The sequence below is a fragment of the Croceicoccus sp. Ery15 genome (genome assembly GCF_020985305.1).
GTDB lineage: Bacteria > Pseudomonadota > Alphaproteobacteria > Sphingomonadales > Sphingomonadaceae > Croceicoccus.
The window spans coordinates 1,939,185-1,953,682 of record NZ_CP087588.1 but is presented as its reverse complement, the minus strand read 5'-3'; the positions used below and the strand labels follow the sequence as shown (position 1 = coordinate 1,953,682).

Here is a 14,498-nt window from a genome sequence, read left to right as displayed (position 1 = left end):
CGCCGCATTCGATGCAGCGGATGATGCAGTGAATTTGCGCCCGATGGCCGTTTTGTGGTAGTAACGCAACAGTTGGTGGGTGCCTCCGGCTGATTCTCGACATAAGCGTGCTTGCTTTACGGGGACTGTGCTGGTAGCGGCTCCGCCGGTTCAGGCTGGTCCCGTGGGGATTCGGCCCACACATTATTTAAATCAGTTCAATCGGTGCTCGCGGGCGATTCGCTTCCTGCAGGTGCCCTGACAGAAACCGAGGTAGCAGCGTTTTATGCAAATCATCGTTCGCGATAACAATGTCGACCAGGCTCTCCGCGCGCTTAAGAAGAAGCTGCAGCGCGAGGGCGTTTATCGCGAAATGAAGCTGCGTCGTCACTTCGAAAAGCCCAGCGAAAAGCGCGCCCGCGAAAAGGCCGCTGCCGTCCGCCGCGCCCGCAAGCTGGAGCGCAAGCGGATGGAACGCGACGGCGTTCGTTAAGGTTCGGGGTTTTCGGGCGGCCTGATTACGCAAGCCGCTTGAACCTGATCGCCGCATACGCCAAAGGGGCGCGGGATATTTCTTCCCGCGCCTTTTTTGCATCTAATCCGGAAAGCGCATCACATCATGGCCGAAATCACCCGCGTCCCGCTGCAGCCGATTGGCAAGGGTATCCTCTCCAAGCTTTGGATCGGCATCGTGATCGCGCTGCTGCTGGCTGCCGGCGCCGCATGGGCGACCCGCTATCAGGGGCTGGAAGTCACCACATTGTCTGCCGGGACCGGCGGTTCGCCCACAATGGATGACATTGTGAACGTCAATTACGAAGGCAGGCTGGCCGACGGAACGGTTTTCGATTCGGCCGATGGTGCGGTCTTCCCCGTTTCGGGCGTGGTGCCGGGCTTTGGCACGGCGCTTCAGCAGATGCAGCGCGGCGGCCGGTACGAAGTGTTCATTCCCTCCGATCAGGCCTATGGCGCGCAGGGTGCGGGCGATCGCATTCCTCCCAATGCCGACCTGACTTTCACGGTCGAACTGATCGATTTCCGTTCGGAGGCCGAACTGCGCGCGATCCAGCAGCAGATGCAGCAGATGGGTCTGGGCGGCATGGGCGGGCCCGCTGGCGCCCCTCCCGCCGGGGAATAAGCGCCCGGGGCTTGCAACAGACGCTTGGCAGACGCGCGATGGTTGGCTAATCGCGCGGCCATGTCTGTCGATAAAGCAACGGTCGAAAAGATCGCCTCGCTGGCTCGCATCGCGCTGCGCGATGGCGAGGCAGAGGCCTTCGTTCCCGAACTCAACCAGATCCTCGACTGGGTCGAACAGCTTGGCGAGGTCGATGTGACCGGCGTCGAGCCGATGACCGCGGTGATCCCCAACACGCTGCGCCTGCGCGACGACGTGGTCGATGCCGACCCGTTGACGGGCGGGAATCGCCGTGACGCGGTGCTGGCCAATGCGCCCGCTGCCGAGCACGGATTTTTCGGCGTGCCCAAGGTGATCGAATAATGCCAGATACCAACAATAGCGCTCTGACGGAGCTGGGCGTCGCGGCGATCCGCGACGGCGTTGCGGGCGGCGATTTCACCGCTGTCGAGGTGGCGGAGGCGTTCAACGCCAATGTCGCGGCGGCAAGCGACCTCAACGCCTTTATCGTGGCGACCCCCGATGCGGCGGTCGAGGCGGCGAAAGCGGTGGACGCGAAGCGCGCCAAGGGAGAGGCGCTGGGCAAGATGGGCGGCGTGCCGATCGGCATGAAGGATCTGTTTGCCACGCATGGCGTGCAGACCACGGCGGCCAGCCACATCCTCGAAGGGTTCAAGCCGCAATACGAATCGACCGTTTCGCAGAAATTGTGGGACGCGGGTGCGGGCATGCTGGGCAAGCTGAACCTTGACCAGTTCGCCATGGGTTCGTCGAACGAGACGAGCTATTTCGGCAATGTGATCAGCCCGTGGCGGGGGAAAGACGGCGGAAACGCGGCTCTGGCCCCCGGTGGTTCGTCGGGCGGTTCGTCTGCGGCGGTTGCGGCGCGGCTTGCACCGGCTGCGACCGGCACCGATACGGGCGGATCGATCCGCCAGCCTGCGGCTTTCACCGGTATCACCGGCATCAAGCCGACCTATGGCCGCTGCTCTCGCTGGGGCGTGGTGGCGTTTGCGTCCTCGCTCGATCAGGCGGGGCCGATGGCGCGCGATACGCGCGACTGTGCGATCATGCTTGAGGCAATGGCGGGCTTCGACCCGAAGGACGCGACCAGCCTGAACATGCCGGTCCCCGAATGGGAAGCGGGCCTGAACCCCGACATGAAGGGCAAGAAAATCGGCATCCCGCGCGAATATCGCATGGACGGGATGGACGAGGATGTCGCCAAAAGCTGGGGCGACGGCATTGCGTGGATGAAGGACGCGGGGGCCGAGATCGTCGATATCAGCCTGCCGCACACCAAATACGCGCTGCCAGCCTATTACATCATTGCCCCGGCAGAGGCTTCGTCGAACCTCGCCCGTTATGACGGCGTGCGTTACGGATTGCGCGACCTGCCCGACGGTGCAGGCTTGCAGGACATGTATGCCGCCACCCGCGCCGACGGTTTCGGGCCCGAGGTAAAGCGCCGCATCATGATCGGCACCTATGTGCTGAGCGCCGGTTTCTATGACGCCTATTACAATCAGGCGCAGAAGATCCGCACTTTGATCGCGCAGGATTTTGCCAAGGCGTTCGAACAGTGCGACGTGATCCTAGCCCCGACGTGCCCCACCGCAGCCTTCGCGCTGGGTGACAAGACGAGCGATCCGCTGGCGATGTATCTGAACGACGTGTTTGCCGTCCCCGCCTCGCTGGCAGGGCTTCCGGCGATGAGCGTTCCGGCGGGGCTTAACCGCGAAGGTCTGCCGCTGGGCCTGCAGATCATCGGCAAGGCTTTCGACGAGCAGGGCGTGCTGAATGCGGGGCTTGCGATCGAGAAGGCGGCGGGCTTCGTGGCGACGCCCGAGAAGTGGTGGAAGTGATGAGCGAGTATAGAATCCACGGCGCAACCGGCGAGTGGGAGGTCGTGATCGGCCTTGAAGTTCATGCGCAGGTCACTTCGCAGGCGAAGCTGTTCTCATCGGCTGCCACCGCCTTCGGGGCCGAACCCAATACGCAGGTTTCGCTGATCGATGCCGCGATGCCCGGCATGCTGCCCGTGCCCAACCGCGAATGCATCCGGCAGGCGGTGCGCACCGGCATGGCGATCGACGCGCAGATCAACAAGTGGAGCCGGTTCGACCGCAAGAACTATTTCTATGCCGATCTGCCGCAGGGCTACCAGATCAGCCAGCTCTATCACCCGCTGGTGGGCGAGGGGCATCTGGATATTGCGCTGGACGACAAGAACCCCGAAAGCACCAAGCGTATCGGGATCGAGCGGATCCATGTCGAGCAGGACGCGGGCAAGCTGATGCACGATCAGCACCCGACCATGTCCTATGTCGATTTGAACCGCAGCGGCGTCGCGCTGATGGAGATCGTGTCGAAGCCCGATATGCGTTCGCCCGCAGAGGCCGGTGCCTATGTGCGCAAGCTGCGGTCGATCCTGCGCTATGTCGGTTCGTGCGACGGGAATATGGAAGAAGGCTCGATGCGGGCCGACGTCAATGTTTCGGTACGGAAGGCGGGCGAGGAATTCGGCACGCGGACCGAGACCAAGAACGTCAATTCCGTGCGCTTCGTGATGCAGGTCATCGAATATGAAGCGAACCGTCAGGTCGATGTGCTGGAATCGGGCGGCACGGTGGATCAGGAAACCCGCCTGTTCGACCCCGATACCGGAACGACACGGACCATGCGGTCAAAAGAGGACGCGCATGACTATCGCTATTTCCCCGATCCCGACCTGCTGCCGCTGGAGCTGGACGATGCGTTCCTGCACGACTGCCGCGAAAGCCTGCCCGAACTGCCCGATGCCAAGCGGCACCGGTATGAGAACGAGCTGGGGCTGAGCGCCTATAACGCCGGCCAGCTCACCGCGGATGTCGATGTGTACCAGCGGTTCGAGGATGTGCTGGGCGCGACGGCGGACAAGACCGGCAAGCCCGAAAAGGATGTCGCGACGCAGGTCGCGAACTGGGTGCTTTCGGTCGCGCCGGGCGTCAAGAACGCTACCGAAGGCGCGGACGATGCGCATGATACGACGGCGGCCAATGCGGCGATCCTTGCGCTGGCGGCGGCCAATACCGTGTCGGGCGGGCAGGCAAAGGAGATCTATGAGATCGTCCTGAAGACCGGCCGCGAACCCGATGAAATCGCCGAGACCGAAGGGCTGAAGCAGAACAGCGACACCGGCGCGATCGAAGCGGTGATCGACGAGGTGCTGTCCGCAAACGCGGACAAGGTTGCCGAATATCGCGGCGGCAAGGACAAGCTGTTCGGCTTTTTCGTTGGCCAGACGATGAAGGCGATGAAGGGCAAGGGCAATCCGCAGGTCGTGAACGAGGTGTTGAAGGCGAAGCTGGACGGCTGAACCCGCCTCATCCAACCGAAATAAAAGGGGCGCCGGTCATGTCCGACCGGCGCCCCTTTTTTATCCAGGCTGTCGCCCGAAGGCCTCGCCCGAACGCGGGGAAATTACTCCCCCGTGCCCGCGGGCTTCGCGACTTCGACCGGCAGGCCCAGCTGGTCGAGTTGTGGACGCACGCTCTCTGCATCGCCCACGACGACCCAGACCAGCCCGGCGTCCAGCTTCTGTTCGCGTGCGACCTGATCCAGCACCGCGGGGGTCAGCGCTTCGTACTTGCCGGGAAGCAGTTCGTAGTAATTGTCGGGCCGATCCAGTTCGACAATATTTACAAGGCCGCCCAACACATCGCCGCTGGTTTCGAACGTGCCGGGAAGGCCGCGCACCTCGCCATTGACGGTGCGGACCAGCTCGTCCTTCGTCACGCCGTCGGTGGTCAGGAACTTGTTCATGCCATCGCGCAGGGCGGCGATCGAATCGCCGGTGCGGTCGGCCTGAACCGGTGCATAGACGGCGAAAGCCACGTTCTCTTCGGGCGCCATCAGCATGCTTCTTACGCCATAGGACCAGCCCTTGGTTTCGCGCAGGTCCGAATTCAGGCGCGAGAGGAAGCTGCCGCCCAGCACGCTGTTTGCCGCATCCAGCGTGACCAGATCGTCGGTGCCCTTTTTGTCGATCACCTTGCCCGCAAGGATCAGCGATTGTGGCGATGCCGGACGGTCAATCAGTATGACGCGCGGCTTTGCGGCGGGGATGGCGACGTCAAAGCTCTTGGCGGGTGCGGGCGTGCCGGGGCGCGCCCAGTTGCCGAATGCCTGATTGGCAAGCTCGACAACTTCTTCCATCGTCGTATCGCCCACGACATACAGCCGCGCCGTATCGGGTCGCAGCCAGGTGGCGTGGAATTCGCGCAGGTTTTGCGTGGTCAGGCCGGAAACGACGCTTGCTTCGCCCAGGCCGCTCGGGGGCGATCCATAGGGGTGGGCCGCACCGAAAATGGCAGGCGTCAGAACCTTTTGCGCCAATGACAGCGGTTGGGTGTTCTCCGCATTGATGCGGTTCAGCTGCTGGCTGCGCACGCGCTCCAGCTCGTCACCGTCAAAGGCGGGATTTCGCACATAGTCAGCCAGCAGGGCGAAGCTGGGGCCGAGGTTCGGCTCCAGCGCCGACAGGGTGAAGCTGGTATTGTCGCGGTTGGCGCTACCGTCGATCGATGCGCCAAGGCGTTCCTGCGCAATCGCCAGCTCGGTCGCGTCAAGGCTGGTGGTGCCCGCGTCCATTGCCTGCAGCATCAGCGACTGGGTGCCTAGCGCGTTCTTGGGATCGGCGGCGGCACCGGCATCGAAGCTGAGCCGCGCGGTCACCATCGGCACACCTTCACGGCGGGCGAGATAGATCTGCATGCCGTTATCCAGCACGGCGCGCTGGATGTTCGGGAAATCGAGCGGAGCCAGATCGCCCATTGCGGGCAGCGAGGAGCGGTCTGGATCGGCCTTTGGTGCGGCCACCACGGGAGCTGCCGAAACGGGGCCGGCAATGCTGTCGGGGTTCCAGAAATATTGCGGGGCGTTGGATGGCGCATCACCCGCGATCACATAGCCGCCGCGATTCTCGCCGCCTTCCTTGCGGGTGCCGGGCATCACGGTCAGCTTGAACACCGGACGGTTCAGCCAGCGGGCGGCCGCGCCCTGCACTTCGGCAGGGGTGACCGATGCGATGCGGGCGAGCCGCTTCTTGTAGAATTCCGGATCGTCGGAATAGAGCAGGCCCTGTGCCAGCGTCGGCGCCTTGCCATTGAAGCCGCCCAGCGTGTCGAGCCCGCGGATTTCGGCCGCGGCATATTGCGTTGCGGCCCGCTGCAATTCGTCGGCACTGGGCCCTTCGGCGATCATCTTGGCGATTTCGGCGTCAAGCGCGGCTTCCAGATCGGCCAGTTCCACACCCGGTTTCAGATCGGCATAAACCTCGAACTGGCCAGCCTGTTCAAAGCTGTAGGCGCTGGCGACGACTGCCACGGCCAATTGCTTTCCGCGGACGAGTTCGTTGTCGAGGCGCGAGGAGGCCAGTCCGCCCAGCACGCGGCCCGCCATTTCCAGCGGCACCGCATCCTTGTCGTTCAGACCGGGGATCGCCCAGTAACGATAGATGCGCGGGGTAGCGACCTGATCGTAAATCACCTTGGTCACGGGCGCGTCCAGCGTGGGAACGGGGGCGTCCACCGGTTCGATTGCGGGGCCGGCGGGGATCGCGCCGAACCATTTGTTCACTTTCTGCTTGGCCGTGGCGAGGTCGATATCGCCCGCCAGCACCAGCACGGCGTTATTGGGGCCGTAATGGCTGGTGAACCAGCCCTTCACATCGTCCAGCGTCGCGCCCGAAAGATCGTCCATCGAACCGATGGTGGAATGGTGATAGGGGTGGCCCGACGGATACAGCGTTTCGAGCTGTTCATAATCGACCATGCCATAGGGCTGGTTGTCGCCCTGCCGCTTTTCGTTCTGCACAACGCCGATCTGGTTATCCAGATTGGCCTGCGTCACCGCGCCCAGCAAATGGCCCATGCGGTCGGATTCAAGGAACAGCGCACGGTCGAGCGCGCCGGTTGGCACGGTTTCGAAGTAATTGGTGCGGTCGAACCATGTGGTGCCATTGAAATCGGTCGCGCCGACCTGCTGCAGCGGTTCGAAGAAGTCGCCCGGTGCATTTTCCGATCCGTTGAACATCAGATGTTCGAACAGATGGGCAAAGCCGGTCTTGCCCTTGGGCTCGTTCTTGGAGCCGACCGCATACCAGACCGAGACGGCGACCACGGGGGTCTTGCGGTCTTCGTGAACCAGCACGGTCAGCCCGTTTTCCAGCTTGAACGATTCATAAGGAATGTCGACGCCCGCGATCAGTTCGGACAGCGGGGCGGGCGCGACTTCGGCGGCGGGCGCGGTCTGATTGGCGAGAGCGGCGGCAGGCGCGGCCATGATCGAAAGGGCCGATGCTGCGATCAGCAGCCGAGTGTTTAAACGCATGATGTCTCCAGTCCGGTGTAACGCGCCCAGCAAACCCGACCAGCCCGTGGCGGATGCGCCCCCCTGCGCGATTGGTAACCATTGATATCAAAAGAAACGGCGGTTTCCAGCCAATAGAGGACATTCGTCGATGGGAATCTGCATTTTGTCGATCCGCGCCGGTTTCGGCGGGCTTGAAATCGGGTGACGGTCTCCGAAATTCTATCGGGCCGGACCGGAAGTGGCCGCGTCATGGGGCGCAAAAATTTTACCGGAGAGGCTTGTGTTGCAAAATGGCAACACTATCTTGAGGCGGATCGAAGGTGCCGCTGTTGGGCCTTCGGCGGTAATTGGCCTGTTATGGCAATGAGGGGGCATGGAAACCCATGAATCTGGAAAAATTCACCGATCGCGCCAAGGGATTTCTGCAAGCGGCGCAGACCGTTGCGATCCGCATGAACCATCAGCGGATCAGCCCGGCGCATATTTTGAAGGCGCTGCTGGAAGATGGCGAGGGCATGGCTTCGGGCTTGATCCAGCGGGCGGGCGGCAATGCCGGTTTCGCCACCGCCGAGATTGACGAGGCGCTGTCGAAAGTGCCTCAGGTTTCGGGCGGCGGGGCGCAGCAGACGCCGGGCCTTGATAACGATGCGGTGCGCGTGCTGGACCAGGCAGAACAGCTGGCGACCAAATCGGGCGATACCTATGTCACCGTCGAACGGCTGCTGCTGGCGCTGACTTTGGCAACCACCACCTCGGCGGGACAGGCGCTCAAGGCCGCCAATCTGACGCCGCAGGCTCTGGAAGCCGCGATCACCGAATTGCGCGGCGGTCGCAAGGCCGATACCGCCAGCGCCGAGGAAAGCTATGACGCGCTGGAGAAATATGCCCGCGACCTGACTGCCGCAGCGCGTGACGGCAAGCTGGACCCCGTGATCGGGCGCGACGAGGAAATCCGCCGCACGGTGCAGATCCTCGCCCGCCGGACCAAGAACAATCCTGCTCTTATCGGCGAACCCGGCGTCGGCAAAACCGCCATCGCCGAGGGGCTCGCCTTGCGCATCGCCAATGGCGACGTGCCCGACAGCCTGAAGGATCGCCGCCTGATGGCGCTCGACATGGGCAGCCTGATCGCGGGCGCGAAATATCGCGGCGAGTTCGAAGAGCGGCTGAAGTCGGTGCTTGACGAGGTGAAAGGCGCCGAGGGCGAGATCATCCTGTTCATCGATGAGATGCACACGCTGATCGGCGCGGGCAAATCCGAAGGCGCGATGGATGCTGGCAATCTGCTGAAGCCCGCTCTGGCGCGCGGCGAATTGCACTGCATCGGCGCGACCACGCTGGATGAGTACCAGAAGTACGTGGAGAAGGACCCCGCCTTGCAGCGGAGGTTCCAGCCCGTTTTCGTGGGCGAGCCAACCGTAGAAGACACGATTTCGATCCTGCGCGGGTTGAAGGAAAAGTACGAGCTTCACCACGGCGTGCGCATCACCGATGGCGCGATCGTAGCGGCGGCAACCCTGTCGAATCGCTATATTTCCGACCGTTTCCTGCCCGACAAGGCCATCGACCTGATGGACGAGGCGGCATCGCGCATCCGTATGGAAGTGGAATCGAAGCCCGAGGAAATCGAGAATCTCGACCGCCGGATTATCCAGCTCAAGATCGAGGAATCGGCCCTCTCCAAGGAAACCGACGCCGCCAGCGCGGACCGGCTGACCGCTTTGCGCGAGGAGCTGGCGAACCTTGAGCAGCAATCGAGCGAGCTGACCACGCGCTGGCAGAACGAGCGTGACAAGATCGCGGCCGAGAGCAAGATCAAGGAAGAGCTGGATGCCGCGCGGATCGAGCTGGAACAGGCGCAGCGTGCGGGTGATCTCGCCAAGGCGGGCGAGCTTTCATACGGGCGCATTCCGGCGCTGGAAAAGCAACTGGCCGATGCCGCCGCGCAATCCGAAAACGCGCTGCTGCGCGAAGAAGTGACCGAGGACGATATCGCCGGTGTCGTCAGCCGCTGGACCGGCGTGCCGGTCGACCGGATGATGGAAGGCGAGCGCGAAAAGCTCCTCAAGATGGAGGAAGTGATCGGCAAGCGCGTCATCGGTCAGGAAGATGCGGTCGTCGCCGTGTCCAAGGCGGTCCGCCGTGCGCGGGCCGGACTGCAGGACCCGAACCGGCCGCTGGGCAGCTTCCTGTTCCTTGGCCCCACGGGTGTCGGCAAGACCGAGCTGACCAAGGCGCTGGCCGAATTCCTGTTCGACGACGACAGCGCAATGGTGCGTATCGACATGTCGGAATTCATGGAAAAGCACGCGGTCGCCCGCCTGATCGGCGCGCCTCCGGGCTATGTCGGTTATGAAGAAGGCGGCGTGTTGACCGAAGCGGTGCGGCGCAGGCCTTATCAGGTCGTGCTGTTCGACGAGGTCGAAAAGGCGCACAGCGATGTGTTCAATGTGCTGCTGCAGGTGCTGGACGATGGCCGCCTGACCGACGGGCAGGGCCGCGTGGTCGATTTTTCGAACACGCTGATCATCCTGACGTCGAACCTTGGCAGCCAGTATCTGGCCAATATGGAAGACGGCCAGAAGGTCGAGGATGTCGAACCGCAGGTGATGGACGTGGTGCGCGGACATTTCCGGCCCGAGTTCCTGAACCGTTTGGACGAGATTATCCTGTTCCACCGCCTTGCCGCCGAACACATGGCCCCGATCGTCGAGATTCAGGTGAAGCGGGTGCAAAAGCTTTTGAAGGATCGCAAGATCGTGCTGGAGCTGACCGATGCGGCCAAGCGCTGGCTGGGGCGGGTCGGTTACGATCCGGTCTATGGCGCGCGTCCGTTGAAGCGCGCGGTGCAGCGTTATCTTCAGGACCCGCTGGCCGAGATGTTGCTGGCGGGTGATATTCCCGACGGGTCAACGGTCAATATCGACGAGGGGGACGGGGCGCTGAACATTTCCGTCGCCTGACCGGCCCTTAGTTCGCGATTACGGGCACAAAAAAGGGGCCCCGGTTTGCGCCGGGGCCCCTTCCTTTTGTGCTGTCGCTTCGATCAGAAGCCGGCAGTGATGTTCGCGAAGAACGTCCGGCCGACATAGTCGTAGCCCGAGTACAGCGGGGCGTTACCGATGGTGGTAACGGCCGCGGTCACCTTGGGCGGCATCTTGTCGGTCAGGTTACGCACACCGACGGTCAGCTCAAGATCTTCGTTGATGGCAACCGCACCCGAAATCGTGTGGGTGAAATAATCCTTCACGTCGAACTTGTAGTTGTCGCGATACGACTGCTCGAGAGCTTCGTCGACCATGCCGGTCGTCTCGTCAAACGCGTAATATTCGTAGGTCGCGTCCTTGTCCCCGTCGATCCAGTCCAGGCCATAGCGCAGGGTAACCTTGCCAATGGCATAGAGAGCATCGAAGCTGCCGACCCAGTCAGGTGCGAAATAGGCACCGTTGGCGTCGGTCAGATATTCCTCGGGGAACAGCTTGCTCGACTGCTCGGTGTACTTCGTGACCTTAGCGTTCAGCGTCAGCTGGCCCGAACCGATGTCGCGGGCATAACGGCCGTTGAATTCAAAGCCCTTCACGATATCCGTGGCAAGGTTCACATAGCTGCTGGTCACCGTCAGGATGTCGTTCGCATCGCGGTCGACGAACGAGCAGAAGCCGCTGTTCGGATCGAAGTTCGTCTCGCTGTAGCAGCGATTGAGGATCGTTCCGCCAGCAAGATCGGCCACGCCGTTCTTAACCTTGATGTCGAAGTAATCGAGCGACAGCGACAGCGAGCCCACCGAAGACGGCAGGGGCGGCTGGACCACGGCGCCAACGCTCCAGTTCGTCGAGGTTTCCGCCGACAGACCGGTTTCCGCACCACCACGACGCAGGACGGTGATACCGCTGTTCTGCGTGAAGGTCGCCACGTCGATACCGACCGCCGCGCAGTTTGCCGCGATGATCTGCTGGTTGGTGTTGTAGTCGGCCGGATCGGCGGGGAAGCCATCCGAATCGCAAGGGTCGGAACCCGCGCTGATGAAGCCGCTGGTCGAGCCCAGGAACTGCTCTGCCAGAGCCGGAGCACGATAGGACGTGCCATAGCTGCCGCGGAAGCTGACACCGCGGAACGGCGACCAGAGACCACCGATCTTGTAGGTCGTGTCGCTGCCGTAGGAGTCGTAGTCCGTGTAACGGGCCGAACCGTTGATCGAGAGTTCGTAAGCGAAGGGCATATCGGCCAGAAGCGGCAGATAGAGTTCGCCGTAGATTTCCTTCACATTGTCCGAGCCGATCGTCGGCGTTGCCGCGGTCAGACCCAACAGGTTGCCGTTGATCGAGTTCGCATCGGGCGTGTCGTTGATCGACTGCTTGCGATATTCAAGGCCCACTGCGAGCGCCGCATCGCCGCCCGGCAGGGCGAAGATCGGACCGTCGACGTTGAACGCGAAGGTCGTTTCGCGGAAGCGGGTCTGGCCCACGGTGTTCACAAGGATCCAGTCCTTGTATTCCTGCGGCAGGTTGCCGCCGACCGTGTCTGCGTTCAGCGGCGGTGCGGCAACGCAGTTCGCGTTGATCGCGGCCGAGGCGCAGCTGATCGAACCGTCGGTGTTTTCCACTACGTCGAGCGACGCGGCGATACGGTCGATCAGGAACGATTCCAGCTCGTACGTACCGTCGTTCCACGACTTGCCGGCATAGAAATCATACCGCCAGTCGGGAAGGAAGAAGTCGCCGCGAAGACCGCCGCCTGCGCGGACATAATCGACCTGCTGGCGACCTTCGGTCAGGCCATAGCCGATGAACGCGCGAACGCCGAGGTAACCGTCGCCGGTCGTCTCGTTCGGGAAGGCAATGACCGAGTTCTTGAACTGGTCGGGAACCAGCGGGTTGTCACGACCGGTGGGCGTGAAATCCGGGTTCAGATAGATCGGATAGTCGAGCGCGAGCTGACGATAGAGATAATAGCTCGATTTGCGGCGCGTGGCGAGAACTTCGACATAGGCTTCGGCGTTGCCGAGAGCGTCCAGTTCGTAATTCGCGCTAAGATAGCCGGTCAGAATCTCGGCAGGAGTGACGAGGTATTCTTCTTCCTGCTCGGGATCATAGGTGTCGCGCGTGTAGTAGTCGACGCCCGTATAGCCCGGGGTGAACGGGCCGGTGTTCGAGGCATCGGGCACCAGACGGTTGTACGAGCCCAGTACGCCGGTCAGGCGATCGGGCGAGGTACGGGTTGAAACACCGATGGTGTTGATCGTCACGCCGCCATTGTCGAGCGAGAAACAGGCAGGCTCGCCGGTCGCGGGATCGATATAGTCGCCCGAGCCGAATGCGGTGCCTTCGCCGCTCAAGAAACCGCCGATGGGGCAGTTGAAGAAGTCGACGTCATTGCGCGAAATCGGGTTGCGCTTGAAATATTCAAGCGAGCCGATGACGGACAGACGGTCGGCTTCGAAACCGAAAGAGCCGGCGAGGCGATAGCTGGAACCCGCGCCCACTTCGGGAAGCGTGCCCGAAGCTTCGAATTGCAGGCCGCGCAGGTTGTTATCGGTGATGATGTTGACAACGCCGGCCACGGCGTCCGAACCGTAGACCGATGATGCGCCCGCTTCGAGCACTTCGATACGGTCGACAATGGCGTTGGGCAGGACGTTAAGGTCGGCTGCGAGCACCGAACCGCGCGTACCGCCCGGTGCCAGGCGGCGACCGTTCAGCAGGACGAGCGTACGGTTGGGTCCCAGGCCGCGCAGGCCCAGAGTGTTCGCACCGACGCCGCCGTCGGTGACGAAGCCGCCGTAATAGTTGTTGATCTGGCTGGCACCCGCGGTGACCGAATTGCTCTGCAGCGCGTCGGCGGTCGAGTTGAAGCCGGCCTGCGTCATTTCCTTGGAGGTGATAACGGTAATCGGTTCGGCAGCCGAGAATTCGTCGCGGCGGATGCGCGAGCCGGTGACGACGATAGCGCCTTCGCCGCTATCGGCCTGGCTCCGCGAAACCTCTTCCTCGATCGTTTCGGGATCGGCGGTTTGAGCGATTGCGATATTCGGAACGGCAGCGGCCAGAACGGCAATGCCGGCGAGCGAGCTGGTGGCAAACAGCCTGTGCCGCCCGTTCAACACGAGTTTATTCATGATTCAGTCCCTTGTGCCTGGCAACCCGTTATACGGGCCCCCCTTGTGTACCCCGCGCTTGGCAGGCGCGATTGAGGGGACTTCACCCGAATGGGCGTTCAAAACAAAGGGGCAACTGGTGTCAAATGGAACGATTTGGCGCAAAATGTTGCGCAATTGTCACATGAATCATCCGTGAACGGGCGATCCAGAACCATTCGTCGCTTTAAGATTACCGAACGAGGTTAAAGATCACTGAACCCGCTTGCCTTTCGCACCCATGGCTCCGTTTACGCGTACCCAATATGAGCCCAGAGACGCGCGTTCGAATTCGACGCTGTCGCCAACCTTGGGCATGCGGAAGCGGGCGGGGGCATCGCGCACTTCCCAGACCGCGTCACCTTCCTCGATGGTAAAGCGATAGCTATCCTCGCCGATGCGCGACACGCGGGTAATGGTAGAGGTCAGCGTGTCGAGCGGTTCGACATCCTCGCCATTGTCGTCCTTGCCGCCGAACAGGGTGATGGTGGGCAGCGAGAACCCGAATACGCTGCGCCGCGTCTGCTCGATCTCTTCGGTCCGGACAAGGCGCACGCTGCCGTCGTCGAAGTCCGCCAGCAGCGATGCGCTGGCCGCGTCATAACAGGCAAGGCGCGCGCCATCGTCCGCGATTCCGCTGCATTCGCGCATTTTGTCGACATGGGCGCTATCGGCGGCGGGCGCGTCTTGCGCGCTGGCTGGCGTCGCGACCACCGCCACTGCGGACAGCGACATGCCGGCCAAGGATTTCAGGCCAATCAACGACTTCGCGGAGAAAATCTGCACGGTGCCTCTTCCACTGCATGCGGCATGAAACATGCCTAAGTGTCATTGGTCATGGCATAAAATTGCCGAAAGTCCACCCGAACGGTGCGTGTAACCTAGTTGCAACAG

At 62.3% G+C, this 14,498-nt stretch carries 9 protein-coding genes; 6 read left to right on the top strand and 3 right to left on the bottom strand.

The window, feature by feature from the left end:
* Positions 1-265: 265 nt before the first annotated feature.
* From rpsU to gatB, 5 genes are all read left to right on the top strand, one after another.
* Positions 266-472, top strand: coding sequence for a 30S ribosomal protein S21 (gene rpsU / locus LOZ77_RS09540; RefSeq protein ID WP_066842689.1), 207 nt, complete (start codon positions 266-268; stop codon positions 470-472).
* 126 nt (positions 473-598) lie between these two features.
* On the top strand, positions 599-1,117 hold the full coding sequence (locus LOZ77_RS09535) for an FKBP-type peptidyl-prolyl cis-trans isomerase (protein ID WP_230278951.1): 519 nt from the start codon (positions 599-601) through the stop codon (positions 1,115-1,117).
* Positions 1,118-1,177: 60 nt separating this feature from the next.
* Complete coding sequence (gene gatC, locus LOZ77_RS09530) at positions 1,178-1,480, top strand: Asp-tRNA(Asn)/Glu-tRNA(Gln) amidotransferase subunit GatC (RefSeq protein WP_230278950.1); 303 nt, start codon at positions 1,178-1,180, stop codon at positions 1,478-1,480.
* Positions 1,480-2,982, top strand: coding sequence for an Asp-tRNA(Asn)/Glu-tRNA(Gln) amidotransferase subunit GatA (gatA, locus tag LOZ77_RS09525; RefSeq protein WP_230278949.1), 1,503 nt, complete (start codon positions 1,480-1,482; stop codon positions 2,980-2,982). The genes gatC and gatA overlap by 1 nt, the downstream gene beginning before the upstream one ends.
* Positions 2,982-4,475, top strand: coding sequence for an Asp-tRNA(Asn)/Glu-tRNA(Gln) amidotransferase subunit GatB (gene gatB / locus LOZ77_RS09520; RefSeq protein ID WP_230278948.1), 1,494 nt, complete (start codon positions 2,982-2,984; stop codon positions 4,473-4,475). Before gatA ends, gatB begins: the two co-directional genes overlap by 1 nt.
* Before the next feature lie 104 nt (positions 4,476-4,579).
* Here gatB and LOZ77_RS09515 read toward each other — a convergent pair whose 3' ends face one another.
* The gene (locus LOZ77_RS09515; protein ID WP_230278947.1) at positions 4,580-7,489 is read right to left on the bottom strand and encodes a pitrilysin family protein; all 2,910 of its coding nucleotides are present in this window, start codon (positions 7,487-7,489) and stop codon (positions 4,580-4,582) included.
* A gap of 365 nt (positions 7,490-7,854) precedes the next feature.
* Between LOZ77_RS09515 and clpB the strand changes: the two genes are divergently transcribed.
* Positions 7,855-10,434: an ATP-dependent chaperone ClpB gene (gene clpB, locus LOZ77_RS09510; RefSeq protein ID WP_230278946.1), complete on the top strand. Its 2,580-nt coding sequence runs from the start codon at positions 7,855-7,857 to the stop codon at positions 10,432-10,434.
* A gap of 83 nt (positions 10,435-10,517) precedes the next feature.
* On the opposite strand, the gene LOZ77_RS09505 is transcribed toward clpB, so the two are convergent.
* Positions 10,518-13,586 carry a TonB-dependent receptor domain-containing protein gene (locus LOZ77_RS09505; RefSeq protein ID WP_230278945.1) on the bottom strand — a complete coding sequence of 1,023 codons (3,069 nt, stop codon included), beginning with the start codon at positions 13,584-13,586 and terminating at the stop codon, positions 10,518-10,520.
* Between the two features lie 231 nt (positions 13,587-13,817).
* Positions 13,818-14,339, bottom strand: a complete 522-nt coding sequence (locus LOZ77_RS09500; protein WP_230278944.1) for a hypothetical protein — start codon at positions 14,337-14,339, stop codon at positions 13,818-13,820.
* Positions 14,340-14,498 lie beyond the last annotated feature (159 nt).

Coding starts and splice junctions, on each gene's coding strand:
- LOZ77_RS09515 (WP_230278947.1), bottom strand. CDS start 7,489: ATGCGTTTAAACACTCGGCTGCTGATCGCAGCATCGGCCCTTTCGATC.
- LOZ77_RS09500 (WP_230278944.1), bottom strand. CDS start 14,339: ATGTCGCTGTCCGCAGTGGCGGTGGTCGCGACGCCAGCCAGCGCGCAA.
- clpB (WP_230278946.1), top strand. CDS start 7,855: ATGAATCTGGAAAAATTCACCGATCGCGCCAAGGGATTTCTGCAAGCG.
- rpsU (WP_066842689.1), top strand. CDS start 266: ATGCAAATCATCGTTCGCGATAACAATGTCGACCAGGCTCTCCGCGCG.
- LOZ77_RS09505 (WP_230278945.1), bottom strand. CDS start 13,586: ATGAATAAACTCGTGTTGAACGGGCGGCACAGGCTGTTTGCCACCAGC.
- gatA (WP_230278949.1), top strand. CDS start 1,480: ATGCCAGATACCAACAATAGCGCTCTGACGGAGCTGGGCGTCGCGGCG.
- gatB (WP_230278948.1), top strand. CDS start 2,982: ATGAGCGAGTATAGAATCCACGGCGCAACCGGCGAGTGGGAGGTCGTG.
- LOZ77_RS09535 (WP_230278951.1), top strand. CDS start 599: ATGGCCGAAATCACCCGCGTCCCGCTGCAGCCGATTGGCAAGGGTATC.
- gatC (WP_230278950.1), top strand. CDS start 1,178: ATGTCTGTCGATAAAGCAACGGTCGAAAAGATCGCCTCGCTGGCTCGC.